This window comes from Frankia tisae (assembly GCF_025403405.1).
Classification (GTDB): domain Bacteria; phylum Actinomycetota; class Actinomycetes; order Frankiales; family Frankiaceae; genus Frankia; species Frankia tisai.
Map to the genome: position 1 here is coordinate 1 of NZ_JANEZT010000183.1, position 13,293 is coordinate 13,293.

The 13,293-nt window shown below is 73.0% G+C and carries 11 protein-coding genes; 5 read left to right on the plus strand and 6 right to left on the minus strand.

Going from position 1 to position 13,293, the window contains the following annotated elements; genetic code table 11:
* The 3 genes from NBZ85_RS17890 to NBZ85_RS17900 all read left to right on the plus strand — a co-directional run.
* Positions 1 to 261: ATP-binding protein (locus tag NBZ85_RS17890; RefSeq protein WP_261562269.1), on the plus strand; the 261-nt coding region annotated here is incomplete at its 5' end.
* Entirely contained in the window at positions 248 to 994 is a 747-nt protein-coding gene (locus NBZ85_RS17895; RefSeq protein ID WP_261562270.1) for a response regulator, read from the plus strand. The genes NBZ85_RS17890 and NBZ85_RS17895, both read left to right, overlap by 14 nt.
* A gap of 93 nt (positions 995 to 1,087) precedes the next feature.
* On the plus strand, positions 1,088 to 1,636 hold the full coding sequence (locus NBZ85_RS17900) for a YbaK/EbsC family protein (protein WP_261562271.1): 549 nt from the start codon (positions 1,088 to 1,090) through the stop codon (positions 1,634 to 1,636).
* 72 nt (positions 1,637 to 1,708) lie between these two features.
* Here NBZ85_RS17900 and NBZ85_RS17905 read toward each other — a convergent pair whose 3' ends face one another.
* On the minus strand, positions 1,709 to 2,179 hold the full coding sequence (locus NBZ85_RS17905; protein WP_261557358.1) for a MarR family winged helix-turn-helix transcriptional regulator: 471 nt from the start codon (positions 2,177 to 2,179) through the stop codon (positions 1,709 to 1,711).
* A 124-nt stretch (positions 2,180 to 2,303) separates the two neighbouring features.
* Here NBZ85_RS17905 and NBZ85_RS17910 point away from each other — a divergent pair, with 124 nt between their 5' ends.
* Complete coding sequence (locus NBZ85_RS17910; protein ID WP_261557352.1) at positions 2,304 to 3,062, plus strand: SDR family NAD(P)-dependent oxidoreductase; 759 nt, start codon at positions 2,304 to 2,306, stop codon at positions 3,060 to 3,062.
* Here the strand turns inward: NBZ85_RS17910 and NBZ85_RS17915 are convergent.
* From NBZ85_RS17915 to NBZ85_RS17925, 3 genes are all read right to left on the minus strand, one after another.
* Positions 3,050 to 3,457 carry a hypothetical protein gene (locus tag NBZ85_RS17915; protein ID WP_261557350.1) on the minus strand — a complete coding sequence of 136 codons (408 nt, stop codon included), beginning with the start codon at positions 3,455 to 3,457 and terminating at the stop codon, positions 3,050 to 3,052. The genes NBZ85_RS17910 and NBZ85_RS17915 overlap by 13 nt on opposite strands.
* A gap of 120 nt (positions 3,458 to 3,577) precedes the next feature.
* Positions 3,578 to 4,120: a nucleotide exchange factor GrpE gene (grpE, locus tag NBZ85_RS17920; protein WP_261557348.1), complete on the minus strand. Its 543-nt coding sequence runs from the start codon at positions 4,118 to 4,120 to the stop codon at positions 3,578 to 3,580.
* Positions 4,117 to 4,548 carry a hypothetical protein gene (locus NBZ85_RS17925; RefSeq protein ID WP_261557337.1) on the minus strand — a complete coding sequence of 144 codons (432 nt, stop codon included), beginning with the start codon at positions 4,546 to 4,548 and terminating at the stop codon, positions 4,117 to 4,119. Before NBZ85_RS17925 ends, grpE begins: the two co-directional genes overlap by 4 nt.
* Before the next feature lie 429 nt (positions 4,549 to 4,977).
* On the opposite strand from NBZ85_RS17925, the gene NBZ85_RS17930 reads away from it, so the two are divergent.
* Positions 4,978 to 5,886 carry a serine/threonine-protein kinase gene (locus tag NBZ85_RS17930; RefSeq protein WP_261557336.1) on the plus strand — a complete coding sequence of 303 codons (909 nt, stop codon included), beginning with the start codon at positions 4,978 to 4,980 and terminating at the stop codon, positions 5,884 to 5,886.
* A gap of 147 nt (positions 5,887 to 6,033) precedes the next feature.
* Here NBZ85_RS17930 and NBZ85_RS17935 read toward each other — a convergent pair whose 3' ends face one another.
* Both NBZ85_RS17935 and NBZ85_RS17940 read right to left on the minus strand, forming a co-directional pair.
* A complete protein-coding gene (locus NBZ85_RS17935) occupies positions 6,034 to 8,238 on the minus strand; it encodes a serine/threonine-protein kinase (protein WP_261557334.1) in 2,205 nt (734 codons plus the stop codon).
* Positions 8,239 to 8,268: 30 nt separating this feature from the next.
* The gene (locus NBZ85_RS17940; protein ID WP_261557332.1) at positions 8,269 to 12,864 is read right to left on the minus strand and encodes an nSTAND1 domain-containing NTPase; all 4,596 of its coding nucleotides are present in this window, start codon (positions 12,862 to 12,864) and stop codon (positions 8,269 to 8,271) included.
* Between the last annotated feature and the right edge of the window lie 429 nt (positions 12,865 to 13,293).

Below are 13,293 nucleotides of genomic sequence, written 5' to 3' on the forward strand. Positions count from 1 at the left end.
ACGGTGGACAATGTGGCCCGCCACGCCGGCCCCGGGGCGTCGGCCTGGGTGCTCGTGGAGGACGACGGCGACCGGGCGATCGTCACCATCCGTGATGATGGAGTGGGGATGGCGGCCGGGCGGATGGAGCGGGCCGCCACCGAGGGGCGGCTGGGGCTCGCGGTCTCGGTGCGCGGGCGGATCCGGGAGCTGGGCGGCACGGTGACCGTGACGAGCCGACCCGGGGCGGGGACGGAGGTCGAGCTGCGTGTCCCACGCTGACCGGCCGCGGGGCGGCCGGCCCGAGGTCCGCGGACCGGCCGCGGACGGCTCGGCGGCCCAGGGGCCCGCGCCTGCGCGGGTGGTGGTCGTCGACGACCATCCCCTGTGGCGGGAGGCATTGAGCCGGGATCTGGACCAGGCGGGGTTCATGGTGGTCGGCACGGCCGGCTCGGTGGCGCAGGCGCTGCGGGTGGTCGCGGCGACCCGGCCCGACCTCGTCGTCCTCGATCTGACGCTCCCCGACGGCTCGGGCGTCGAGGTGATCCAGGCCCTGCTCGGCCCGGCTGCGACGGTCGGAGGCTTCACCGGCGCGGTCCTGATCGTCTCGGCCTCCGGCGAGCAGGCCGACGTCCTCGCGGCGGTTCGGGCCGGGGCGTCGGGATACGTCGTCAAGTCAGCGCGGCCCGAGGAGCTCGTTGACGCCGTGCGCCGCACGGCCGCCGGGGTCGCCGTCTTCAGCGCGGGGCTCGCCGCGCTCGTCCTGGGGGAGATGTCGCGGGCGGCGCGCGACGCGGCCGCGACGCCGTCGACCCCGCGGCTCACGGCGCGGGAGATCGAGGTGCTGCGCCTGGTCGCGAAGGGCCTGTCAGCCCGGGACGCGGCGCGGCGCCTCGGCGTCTCCCACCGCACCGTGCAGAACCACGTGCACAACGTGCTGGGCAAGCTCCAGCTTCGCAACCGGGTGGAGCTGACCCGCTTCGCCGTCCGCGAAGGCTACGACGACGCCTCCTGAGCACCACGTGAATGCGCAGGCGCGTGGGCGCGGAGATTGCATGAGCGGAGATGAGCGAACGGACAGCGGAGGGCAGGACCATAATCTCGTTCCATGACCGAGATACTTCGGCCGGTGCCAGCCCTGCGCCGACCGGACCTGCTCGCGGCGGCGACGGCGGCGGCCCTGGAATCCTGGCCGGCCGCGGGGTCCGCGCCGCCCGTCGAGCAGGTCGAGGTCGCGGAGATCGACCCCGAGCTCGCCGACACCGCCGCGTTCTGCGAGCGCTACGGGGTCGCCCCGGCAGACTCGGCGAACTGCGTGATCGTCGCGGCCAGGCGTGGCGCCGAGACGACGCTTGCGGCGTGTGTGGTCCTCGCGACGACCCGGGCGGACGTGAACGGGCTGGTCCGGCGCCGGCTCGCCGCCCGCAAGGTGTCGTTCGCGCCGATGGACACGGCCGTCTCCCGCACCGGGATGGAGTACGGCGGTATCACCCCGGTCGGGCTGCCCGCCGACTGGCCGCTGCTGATCGACCGCGCGGTCGCCGAGCATCCTCGCGTCGTCGTCGGCTCCGGCCTGCGCCGGTCCAAACTGTGGCTGCCCGGAGCGGCGCTCGCCGCCCTCCCCACCGCCGAGGTCCTCGACGGCCTCGGCACCTGACACTCCCGCGGTCTGTCACGGCGACTTTCTCACCGCCGCCGGGCATCGGGGGCGCGAGTAACGAGACCGGGTCTAGGGACGGTCCTCGTCGGCGTCGGGGAAGTACAGGTACAGGTCGAGGGCCTGCATCATCGTGCGTAGCACGTTTCGGAGCTGGCGCTGCTGCTCGGCGTCGAGGAAGGCCAGGGTGCGGTCCTCGGCTTTCCTGGTCGCCGCCTGGGCACGGGTGAGCAGCTCGGCGCCCGCCGGCGTGATCCGCACCTGAAGGATCCGCCCGTGGGTGGGGTGCGGCTCGCGGTCGACGAGTCCTCGCTCGAGCAGTCCGGCGATCGCCGTCGACATCGACTGCGCGGTGACCCCGTTGCGCTGGCCCAGAGTGGCTCCGGACAGTGCCCCGGGGTCCACGAGGCCGAGCTGGGCGAGCGCGCCGAGCTGGGTGTGGGTGAGCGAGAACTCCCGCAGCGCGCGGTCGACCTGCTGGGCGAGCGCTGTGCTCACCCGCCGCATCAGGTACGGCAATCGCTCCTCGAAGTTCTCCGCCACCGTGCTCCTGCCCCGTTTCCGCCGCCGCGCCCGCGCTTGCGTGGCCACGTTAGCGGCCTGGACAAGTATCAGCCATCTGATAAGTTAACTGATACTTACTCGATCCGGCGCGAGAGGAACAGTCATGAGCGCAGCACGCACCGTCGTGGTCACCGGCGCCGCCGGCGGCATCGGTTCCGAGATCGTCAACCGGTTTCTGGCTCACGGCGACACCGTCGTCGCCTCCGACCTCTCGCCGGAGGCGCTCGACACGTGGCGCGCCCGGTGGGACGCCGACGCGCCCGGCGGGCAGCACCCGTCGCTGCACACCGTTCCCGCGGACATCTCCAACGAGCAGAGCGTCGCCGCGCTGGCCCAGGTCGTGCAGCAGAGCCTCGGCACGGTCGACGTTCTGATCAACAATGCCGGCCATTTTCCGCAGACCGCCTTCGAGGAGATGAGCACCGATGAGTGGCGTCAGGTCATCGACGTCAACCTCACCGGCACCTTTCTCATGATCCGGTCCTTCGTCCCCCTCATGAAGGCGAGCGGCCACGGTCGCATCGTGAACATCGGGTCCGGCTCGGTCTTCAGCGGCACCCCCATGCAGTCCCACTATGTGGCCTCCAAGGGGGGCGTCATGGGCCTGACCCATGTCCTGGCCCGCGAACTCGGCGGCTACGGCATCACGGTCAATCTGATCACCCCGGGACTCACCGTCACCCCGGCGGCCGCCGCGGTGCTTCCCGAGGCCCTGCTGGCGGAGCAACGCAGTGCGCGTGCGCTCCACCGCGACGAAACTCCCGAGGACCTGGTCGGACCGATCTTCTTCCTTGCCTCGGACGACGCCGCCTTCATCACCGGCCAGACGCTCAACGTCGACGGGGGTCGTCACCTACTGTGACCGTCGCCGCCCGCGGTCATGTGGACGCCGGCAGCGAAGTCGGCCACCGTGGCTGCGTCCCAGCGCAGCTGGCCGGGGATCTGGAAGATGAGGTAGGAGTCTCTGCCCGCGGGCAGCAGCAGGCCCTGCGTGGCCGGGGCGTGTGTCGGCGGCCGGTTACCGAGGTGGATCTTGCCCAGGTAGGAGTTCGGGTCCTTGTCCGTCGCACCGACCGGCGCGATGACCAGGGAGTATCTGTCGACGTTCTGGATCTGCCAACCATCGGGGACGTTATCGAAGACTCCGCTCAGCTGATAGCGCGGCCAGCCGCTCCCGCAGCCGGTCGATCGCCCGGGCAGCCTGGCTCCTGACCGTGCCCTGCGAGCACGACAGCGCCTGCGCCGTGTCGGCCACAATCACCCGGCTGAGCGCGTCACGCGGTTCTCAGGAGATGTCCCTGGGACGGGCCCCTGCCCCGGCCCTACCCGCACCCAAGGCCAGCGCCCGGTTTCGGAGCTGGTCGACATCATTGTCGGTCACGCGGGCTCGTTCCCCTCAGGTGCGGCCCCCTCAGGTGCGGCGTAGACGACCACCTGCTGGGGACGGACGATCTGGTCGCGCCACAGGTAGCCGGGTCGAACGGTCTCGGCGATGCGGCCCTCCTGCCCGGCGTCCGGTGCCGGCCGGGACGCGACGGCCTCGTGCCGGGCCGGATCGAACGGTCCCTCGTCGGCGGCCCAGGTCACCTCGCAGTGGCTGATCATGGTGCCGACCCGCTGGGTGATCCAGCGGGCGAACGCGGCCGCGGCCGCGGGGTCGACGATCGCCTCGTCATCGGTCAGGTCGACCAGGTTGTCGGCCACGGCAATCAGGTCGTGGACGACGACCGGCGGCCCGGCGTCGCCGATCGCGGCCAGCTGGTCTGCCAGGCGGTCGCGGTCGGCGGCCAGCTCCGCGTAGGCGGCGGCACCGGCTTGCGACTCGGCCCGGGCCGCAGTCAGGTCGGCCACCAGGCCGTCGGCCCGGCTCCGCAGGTCCCGCAGCTCGTGCCACGGTGACAGCACTCGACGGGTATTCACCCGACCACCACCTCACCATCGGGCCCCGGCCGGCCTGCGCCGTGGGCCAGCCGTTCGTAGCTGCGCAGAACGGTCCGCGCCGCCCGGACCGTCTCCCGGTCCAGCAACGGATCGGCGCTGCGGCCCGCCCACCACCGGATCCGGGCCGTGGCCGCAGCGAGTTGGCCGGCCGCGGACCCGGCCGGGTCCAGACCCGGCCGGGCGGTCGGCTCCTGCCCGTACTCGCCGGTGACCCGCAGCAGCTCGTCGCGCTCGACCGACGCAAGATCCAGGTCCAAGGCATCAACCGCAGCCGGTACCGGGAGCCCATCCCACAGCCGTTGCCGCACCTCGGCCTCGCCCAGCCCGTCCCGCAGGTAGCCGCAGGCCCGGTTCACCTCGGCCGCGCCCAGCGGGTCGTCGAACTCGACGTCGTCCAGATCGCTCATGCGGCCGCCCTCCGCGCCCTTGATGTTGTGTGGCCCGGCCACCCCCCGGTCAGCCGGGCCAAGCGAGACCGTAACCAGGACGGCGGCGCCCGGAGCCACGGTTCATCGGCATGATGAGTACCGGTTGTCCCGTCCTGTCCTTCCAGGACGGCCGGAACGGCCGGAACGGGAAGGATCGCCGACGTAACTGAGCGGACGGACAACCCTGCGGGAAGGCCGCAGCTCATCGAGGAACGGAAGCGATGTCGCACACGGGGGAAACATCGCCGGAGGGCCCGGACGGGGTCTCCAGCTACCAGGATCTGCACGAGGCGATCACCGGCCTGTGGGGGCGGTCCAACGACCGGTCGGTCGAGTCACGGACCGGCCTGTCCAAGACCACCATCAACGACCTGCGTAACCGGCGCCGTCGGCTCACCGAACAACTCGGTGACCCGGATCGTCGAGGCCTTCGACCCGGCCCGACGCACGGCCTGGTTGGCCGCCTGGCACCGGCTGCAGCGCACGGCCGGGCTGGGACCGGAGCCCGAAGCCGGGCCGCCCGGAGCCGAAACGGGGACCGCACCCGAACGCGGGGCCGGCCGGAGCCCGGACGAGACGCCGGCGACGGTCGTCGCAGACCCGTCACCCACCGATCCGGCCGAGCCCGTCCCGGGGTGGCCCGGTGAGGGGTGGCCCGGTGAGGGGCGGCTGGGGCGACCGACCCGGGCGCTGATCGGCGCGGCGATCGGCCTGCTCGGGGTGGGCCTCGGCGCCGGCATCGGCTTGGGCGCGCTGCTGTTCGGCGGCGGCACCGCCCCGACCGCCACGCCGGCCCCGCGCACCGCGGCTGGCCCGCACGGCTGCTACAACCTGCCGCTCAAGACGACGGCGACCGTTGTCAACCAGCGAGGCTCCGACCAGTACGGCGTCCGAGTCTCCCAGGCCTCCTACACCTATTACGCCTCATGGAACCCGTCGTTGGAGGTGGGCGGCCGGTTGTCGGCGCCGGTGCCGGCCGGCAAGGAACTCGTCGGCGCCAGTTGGGCCGATCCCGGCACGACCGACTCGACGCCCCGGCACAACCCGGGCAACGGCCGCTACTACCCCGGGGACGTGCTCACGGTCTCCGACCAGCTCTGCTTTCGCGGGCCGCGCGGCATCATGGGCTACCCCGGCTATCCCGGGATCACGGCCCGGATCTACGTGATGCTGGTCGACAAGGGCGGGGCGACGGTGCTGGCCCGCGACGCCGAACGGCTCGACGGGTTCACCGACCGCGACCTGGCCATCCGCGGGGCCGACATCATCGGCTACTTCGACGTCCCGTCGGCGACGATGACGCCGCCAGGCAGCTGATCTGCCGGCCGGTCCACCACCGCGCACTGCGAACCAGGCCGCGTTCGACCATCCGCGTGAGCTGACGGTGGGCCTCCGGCTCGACGGCCTGCAGCAGAGTAGCGACCTCGCCGGTCGACAGCCGGCCGTGATGCAGCGGTGTTCCGGTCAGCCGGTCAGGGTATTCAGCATGCCGGCCGGCGTCACCGTCCGGATCCGGTGCCGGCCGGTCTCGGCGATGTAGACCGTGCCGTCCGCGCCGATCGCGAGGCCGCGCGGACCGTCGATGCCGGCTGTCACCGCCGGCGTGCCGTCGACCGAGGCGGCGGACCGGCCCCCGCCGACGAGCACGCGCACCACCCCGTCCCAGGTGATCTCGAGGACCCGGTGCCGGTACGGGTCGGCGACGACCGGCCCACGCGGGCCGACCTCCACGGCCGACGGCCGGCCGATGTCGTTCTGGTTCGCCCTGGCGGCCCCGAACCCCGGTCCCATCCCCAGTTCCGACCGGTCGCCGAATGCCGACGGTCCACCGAGGCCGCCGGGGGCCGTACCGGCGAGGGTCGACATCTGCCCCGCCGTGTCGACGAGCCGGATCCGTTCGTTGTTGGTGTCGGCGATGACGATCCCGCCCGGCGCGCACGCGACGTCGTACGGGCCGGACAGCCGGGCCCGCACCGCCGCGTCGCCGTCACCGGAGAAGCCGGACTCGCCGCAGCCGGCGACGAGCTCGGCGACGCCGTCCGGGTCCACCCGGATGATCTGGTGGTTGTCGGTGCTCGCGACGTACAGCACGCCACCGCCATCGACGGCGAGGGAACGGGGCCGGTTCAACGCCAGGCGCGCCGCCGCGACCCGCACGCCCGGCGCCAGCGGCGGGCCGGCCAGGCCCGACCCGGCCCAGGTGGTCACGACGCCGTCCGGGCCGATCCGCCGGACCCGGTTGTTGAAATGGTCGGCGATGTACAGCGTGCCGCGCGGATCGACCGCGATGCCGTAGGGGGAGTTCAGCTCGGCGCTCGCCGCCGGGCCGCCGTCGCCCGCGAAGCCCGCGCGCCCGTTTCCGGCGTGCACGGCCACCGCGCCCGGCCGGGGAATCCGGCTGACCTGGTGGTGCAGCGGCTGGGAGACGAACAGTGACCCGTCGGCGGCCAGGGCCAGGTCGAAGGGATGGGCCACCGTCAGCGGACGGCCGGGTTCGGCCGCCGCCCGCCGGGTGCGGCCCCGGCCGAACAACGCCCGGCGGGGGGTGATCCGGCCCGGCTGCGGCGTGCGCCCATCCGGCGGTGGCGGCATGGCGCCGCCCGGCGTCGCGGCAGGGGATTCGCCCGGCGCCGGTGATGGTGACGGTGATGGAGGGGCGGATACCGCCTGGTCGAAGCGGTCGGGCGTCATCCAGGGCACGTGGATCGTCGTCGGCTCGTCGGCCCAGCCCTCCGCGGGTGCGCCGGATCCCTGGGCGCCGCGCGCCACCGCGGGGGTTCCCGTGTGGGCGGCGTCGCGGACCTCCTGGCTGAGGTGGACCGGCATCGGGCAGCGATCAAGCCAGCCGGGCCCCCAGGCGTCGGCCGCCGCGCGGGCGAGCTCCACCGCGAAGGCCCGGGCGGACGGTGGGCGCTCGCGGATGTCCGCCGCCAGTACGTGACGGACGGCGGCGGCGATGCCGGGCGGCGCGGACGGCAGCGGCGGCGGCTCGGCGTGCGAGCGCTGTTCGGCCATCTCGACCGACCCCGGCTCCCGGGGGAACGGGGTGGTGCCGGTGAGCAGTTCGAACAGGACGACACCGAGCGCGTACAGGTCCGAGCCGGGGCCGAGCCCGGTCTGGGTGATCTGCTCCGGCGCCATGTACCGAGGCGTGCCGATCATCGTGGCCGCGGTGGCCGCCGACATCTCGAGGATCTTGGCGATGCCGAAGTCGGTGACCTTCAGCTGCCCGTTCCCGGCGAACAACATGTTGTCGGGCTTGATATCGCGATGGAAGACGGATTCGGTGTGGGCACGTTCGAGTGCCGCCGCGGCCGCGAGGCCGACCGCGACGACCAGATCCACGGTCATGCCGGCCCGGGCCCGCGCGCGCAGCGTGTCGCCGAGACGCTCCATCACCAGCAGGCGCAGGTCGTTCTGCTCGGTGTAGTCGTAGATCCGGACGATGTGCGGATGGGCGAGCCGCTCCAGCAGCCGCGCCTCGGCCCGGAAGCGGCTCTGGCCCTCCGCGTTGTCCGACTCGCCGACCAGCATCTTGATCGCGACCTGTCGTTCGTCGAGGTAGCGGTGCTGGCCGGCCAGCACGAGACCGAACCCGCCGTGCCCGATGATGCCCTGGATCTCGTAGTCGGGCAGCGCGGCCTCGATCCGGGAGAAGTCCAGCGTCACCGCGGGCTCCCACTCATCGACGGGCTCCACTCATCGGCATGGCGGCCGGTAGGTCAGGTCGGGCAGGTAGCGTTTCCACTCCTCCCGGGTGATCGGGTCCCCGGCCGCGGCGCAGATCCTGGCCGCCTGGGCACTGACGTCGAGCCTGAGCAGGCTGATCGCCGGTTCGTTCAGGATAGGGACCAGATCCGAACCGTCCGGCGTGAACAGCAGATCCGACGTGGGGGATTCGGTGAGGAAGTCTCCCCGCGGCTTCGGCGCACGCAGGGTGCTGACGTCCCAGAGCCGGATCTCCGCCCCGCCGGTGGCCAGCGTGCGGCCGTCGGGGCTGAAGCGAAGCTTGAGGATCACACCGTTGTGCGGGGCGAGCCGCCCGATCTCGGCGGGCCGGGCCGGGTCGGTCACGTCGTAGAGATACACCACCCGGCTGTCACCGCCGGCGGCGAGGGTACGGCCCCGCGGCGCGAAGCCGACGTCCTGGATCTCACCGGCGAACCCGCGGAGGCGGCCGACGCTGGTGAGCCGGCCCCGCTGACGCAGATCCCAGAGAACGACCTGTCGGTCGGTGCCGACACTGGCCATCAGCGCGCCGTCGGGAGAGAAGGCGATGCGCTGCGTGTCGGAGCTGGGGCGGTGCCCAGTGTTGTTGTGGGCCAGGAGAACCGGGTGCGCCGGATCCGAGACGTCCCACACGGCGATGTCGTTGCCGCTGCCCACGGCGAGCAGCCGCCCGTCCGGGCTGAACTCGATGACGTGCGCCACGTGGTCGGGCTTGACGATGCTGCCCACCTGCCGCGGGTGGCTGGGATCGGAGACGTCCCAGAACTTGACGCCGCCTTCACCCGAAGACGCCAGCACGCGATCGTCCGGACGGACCGCGAGCCAGTACAGTCCGCTGTAGTTCCCGTCGTGCGCCTGGACGGCGGACAGTTCCGTCACCTTGTGTTCGCCGTCGATCCGCCACAACGCGAGCTCGCCCGCGTCGTCGCCGGTCGCCAGCACTCGGCTGTGGAAGAAGGTGCCGCCGGCCCTCAGGGATCCGGTGGGACTGGCGATCACTCCGGCCCACCGGGTCTGGCGCAGCACACCGTCCTCGGCCCCGATCGCGATGGTCGCGTCGGTGGGGCTGACCGCGACAGCCCAGGTGTTCCAGCCGACGGTGATCGACGTCAGCACCGACGTCGACCGGGCCGGGTCCACGATGTAGGCCGCCTGGCTGTCCGTGGTGGCGATGACGTTGGTCCGGTCGAGGTAGGCGAGCCCGGTCACGGTGGCGCCGGTCCGGACGTCCGTCTGCGTCGGTACGGGCGCGTCCGGCCGGGAGATGTCGAAGTGGCTGATGACGCCCACGTCCGATCCCGTCACCACGCTGCGGCCGTCCGGGCTGACCGCGAGGGCGAGAATCTCCGAGTCCGCCCCCGACGGGACGTTCGGGTCGACGAGCGGGGCGAGCTGCCGCGGCGACGACGGGCTGGTCACGTCCCAGATCACGGCGCGCCCGTCCGCCGCCGCGGTGACCGCGTGCCGGCCGTCCGGGGTGAATGCCACCGCCCGCACCACGACCGTGTCCCCGGCCAGCTCCCCGGTCCGCACCGGCGACGCCGGGTGGGTGACGTCCCACAGCGCCACGGTCGTCCCGTAGCCGCCGGTGGCCAGCTCCGCTCCGTCCGGGCTGAACGCGAGGGCGTACACCTCTCGGGGGTCATCCGCCCGGGGCAGCGTGGCCAGCAGCCGGGAGGCGGCCGGCCGGCTCACGTCCCACAGTTTGACCTGGCCGTCCGACCCTCCGGTGGCCAGCACCGGCGAGGTCGGGCTGAAGGCCACCGACTTCACGGCGAAGGCGTGCCCGCCGTGGGCCGCATCCGGCAGCCGGCCGAGTGGGCCCGGCCGGTTCTTGTCGGCGCCGTCCCACAGGGCCACGGAATGGTCGTCACTCCCGGTGGCGATCAGCTTCCCGTCGTGGCTGTAGGCCACCGCGCCGATCGGGAGCGAGTGGGCGCCGATGTGGCGGGTCACCGTCGCGGAGGCCAGCACGGCCGTGCGCGCCTCCGGGGTGTCGGCCACGTTGTGGGCCACCAGGCTCAGCTGGGCGGCCAGGCTCGGATCGAGGGGACGCAACTTGTCGGCCCGGGCCGCGATCGACTGGGACAGGGCCCGGTCGCGGGACCGGTTGGCGGACGACCGCTGGTCGTAGGCGTAGCCGGTCGAGCCGATCGCGAGCAGCGCGAGCACCGTCAGCCCGGCGACGAGGACGTGCAGCCGGCGGGTGCGGCGCACGGTGGAGCGCTGCTCGTCGTGCTCCCGGCTGCGGCTCGCGTCGTAGAAGTCCCGGGCGGAGGCGCCGAGACCCGCGCGGCGGTCGCCGTTGTCGACCCAGTCCCGGGCCGCGGCCAGGCGGGTACCGGAGATCAGGTAGGACGGGTCACGGCCGCTGCGCTCCCAGACCTCCGACGCCTCGGTGAGCTGCTGCCAGGCCAGCGCACCCGCCCGGTCGAGATCGATCCACTCCCGCAGCCGCGGCCACGAGCGCAGCAGTGCCTCATGCGCGATCTGCGCGGTGTCGGCGTCCACCTCGACGAGGCGCGTGCGCACCAGCGCGTCGAGCACGGCCGCCGCGGCCGGGTCGCTGATCTGGGCGAGCAGTTCCCGTCGGGACACCCGACGGCGGGTGTCGTCCCCGCTCTCACCGACCCGCACCATCCGCATCAGCAGCGGCCAGACGAGCCGCTGGCCGTCCGCGTCCAGCGCCGCGTACATCGCCTCGGCGGTCTGGGCAATCGCGCCGGTCAGCCCGCCGACCCGCTGGTAGCCGGCGATGGTGAGGGTTTGGTCCTCGCGTGCGAGCCACGTCGCCCGCAGCGCGTGGGCGAGCAGCGGCAGGGAGCCGGGATCGGCGACGACCTCGGTTCCGCCCGCGCCGGCCCCCAGGTCACGCAGCATCACCTCGACGAGTCCGGGTTCGAGCCGCTGCCCGGCCTTGCGCGCCGGCAGGATGATCGCCTCCCGGACCTCCGCCGAGGTCATCGGACCGACCACGAACTGCCCGGACTGCAACGCGTCGACCAGATCCGGATGGGCGGCACAGGACGCGAAGAAATCCGCGCGGACGGCCAGCACCACGACCGCCGGCGGCGCCCCCTGCCCCGACCCGCGGGCCACCGCGCACAGGCCGCGGATGAACGCGTCCCGCTCCGCGTCGTCGGCGCAGAGCGTGAAGGTCTCCTCGAACTGGTCCACGGCGATCACCAGCCGGCGGCCATTGGCCCGTCCGCCCGCGGACTGTTCCAGCAGCTCGGCGAGCATCCCGGTGAGCCGGTAGGGGTCCGCCACGGCCCCCTCGAGCAGCACGCTCGTCGCCGGTGGAAAGCCCAGTGCCTGCGCGGTCCGGCGGGCGAGCTCGTGGATCGGCCGATCCGTCGGCGTGACGAGGACCTGCGGCCAGGAGGCTGACCCGGGCAGGCCACCTCGTTCCAACGCGGTGAGCAGCCCGGCGCGCAGCAGCGAGGACTTCCCCGCCCCGGATGCGGCGACCAGCATCAGCGGTCCGGCGCCCCCGAGCCGGGTCGAGAGCCGGTTCACCAGGTCGGCCGTGGTTCGTTCCCGCCCGTGGAACCACTGCTGGGAGGAGGCGTCGAACGAGGCGAGCCCCGGATACGGGCAGATCTGCTCGGTGTCCACCAGATCGGCCCCGAACCCGACCGGCCCGCTCGGCCCGCCCAGGACCCGCGTGTCGCCGGGGACCGCCGTGCTGTTCGGGACGCCTGGGGCAACCGGGACGCCCGGGGCGACGGTCGGGACGACTCGTGGTCGCACGGACGACGGGAGCTCGTCACCCGAGAGGATCCGCGTCGCCGGCGCCTGCTGGAGGAGCAGCGGCGGGGTGTGCGCCGCGTTGCGGGCCACGGGGAAGGCGTCCGACCAGGCCGCAGGTACCAGGTTGACCCTCACCTGGCCGCGTCCCACCAGGGTTTCGCCCAGCCGCCGGTTGATCCCGCCGAGCGTCAGGTAACCGGCGCTGGCCGGATCGCCGTTGGCGAGAAGGTGACCGAGTTCGGTGGTCAGCGGGGCCAGGGCGCCCGCGGCGAACCGGTCCGCGCTGGCGGCCCGGGACACCAGCATCTCGACCCGACCGTGGCCGATGTCCCCACCGCCCGGGCCCGAGCCGCCGACCGGACCTGCTGTCTGCTGCCGCTCGAACGTGTCGACCACCAGCAGACAGCGGGGAACGCCCGCCTTCGTCAGGACCGTGAGCAGGGACGCCAGCGGCCCGATACCGGCCGGCGAGGAGCCCGTGGGCGCCGCGTCCTGCCCGCCGACGCCACCGACCGGACCCACCGCACCGATCAGGTAGACGAGGATGGCGGTGCGCGCCTGCTCGGCGACTCGCGCCGTCACGCGGCAGGCATCCGCCAGGTCCGCCGGCCCGACCAGGGTGGTCAAGGCGCTGGTCGGCAGGCCACATCGGTGGGTGAACTCGCCGGCGAGCGCCGCGACGCTCCGCTCGACCACCGCGGCGACGCGGTCGAGCGACCGATCCCCCGCACCACCGGAGCCGCCACCGATGACGACGACCCGGACGCCCTCGTCGCGAAGGCCGGCCGGGATGCGAGGCGAAGAACCGTCCACTGACTCCCCTTGTGCCTAGCAGGGAAAATGCGGAAAACCAAGATCATGGGAGGCCCCGCAGGGAACACGAAATCACCATATAGCCAGCGTTCGCGGACGGCGGGCGAAAGCCGTGCAGGCGACAGCAGGGCAGCTGGGCGGCACGACCGCGGCACACCGACGGCACAGCGACGTCACGCCTTCGGGGAAGGCCCGTGATAGCGCGTCGACGCCGGTGCCTGGAAAAGGCAATTCGTAACGTCAGGTCGTAACGTCAGGAAATGCCCATGGCCTCGAAGGTGCGGCATGCAGGTCGTGCGGGCCTGGTCGCAATGCCGCTTCCGCTAGTTGGATCAAGCTGTGACCTGGGGTTTCAGGGGGTTGGCGGGCCTGATGGCGGCTGGGGTGTCGTGGCGGGCGCCGTGCTGGCCGGGTTTCTTGACGGGGTAC

Excerpts from the sequence above, each read along its gene's own strand:
- NBZ85_RS17925 (WP_261557337.1), bottom strand. The coding sequence starts at position 4,548 with ATGAGCGATCTGGACGACGTCGAGTTCGACGACCCGCTGGGCGCGGCC.
- NBZ85_RS17910 (WP_261557352.1), top strand. The coding sequence starts at position 2,304 with ATGAGCGCAGCACGCACCGTCGTGGTCACCGGCGCCGCCGGCGGCATC.
- NBZ85_RS17900 (WP_261562271.1), top strand. The coding sequence starts at position 1,088 with ATGACCGAGATACTTCGGCCGGTGCCAGCCCTGCGCCGACCGGACCTG.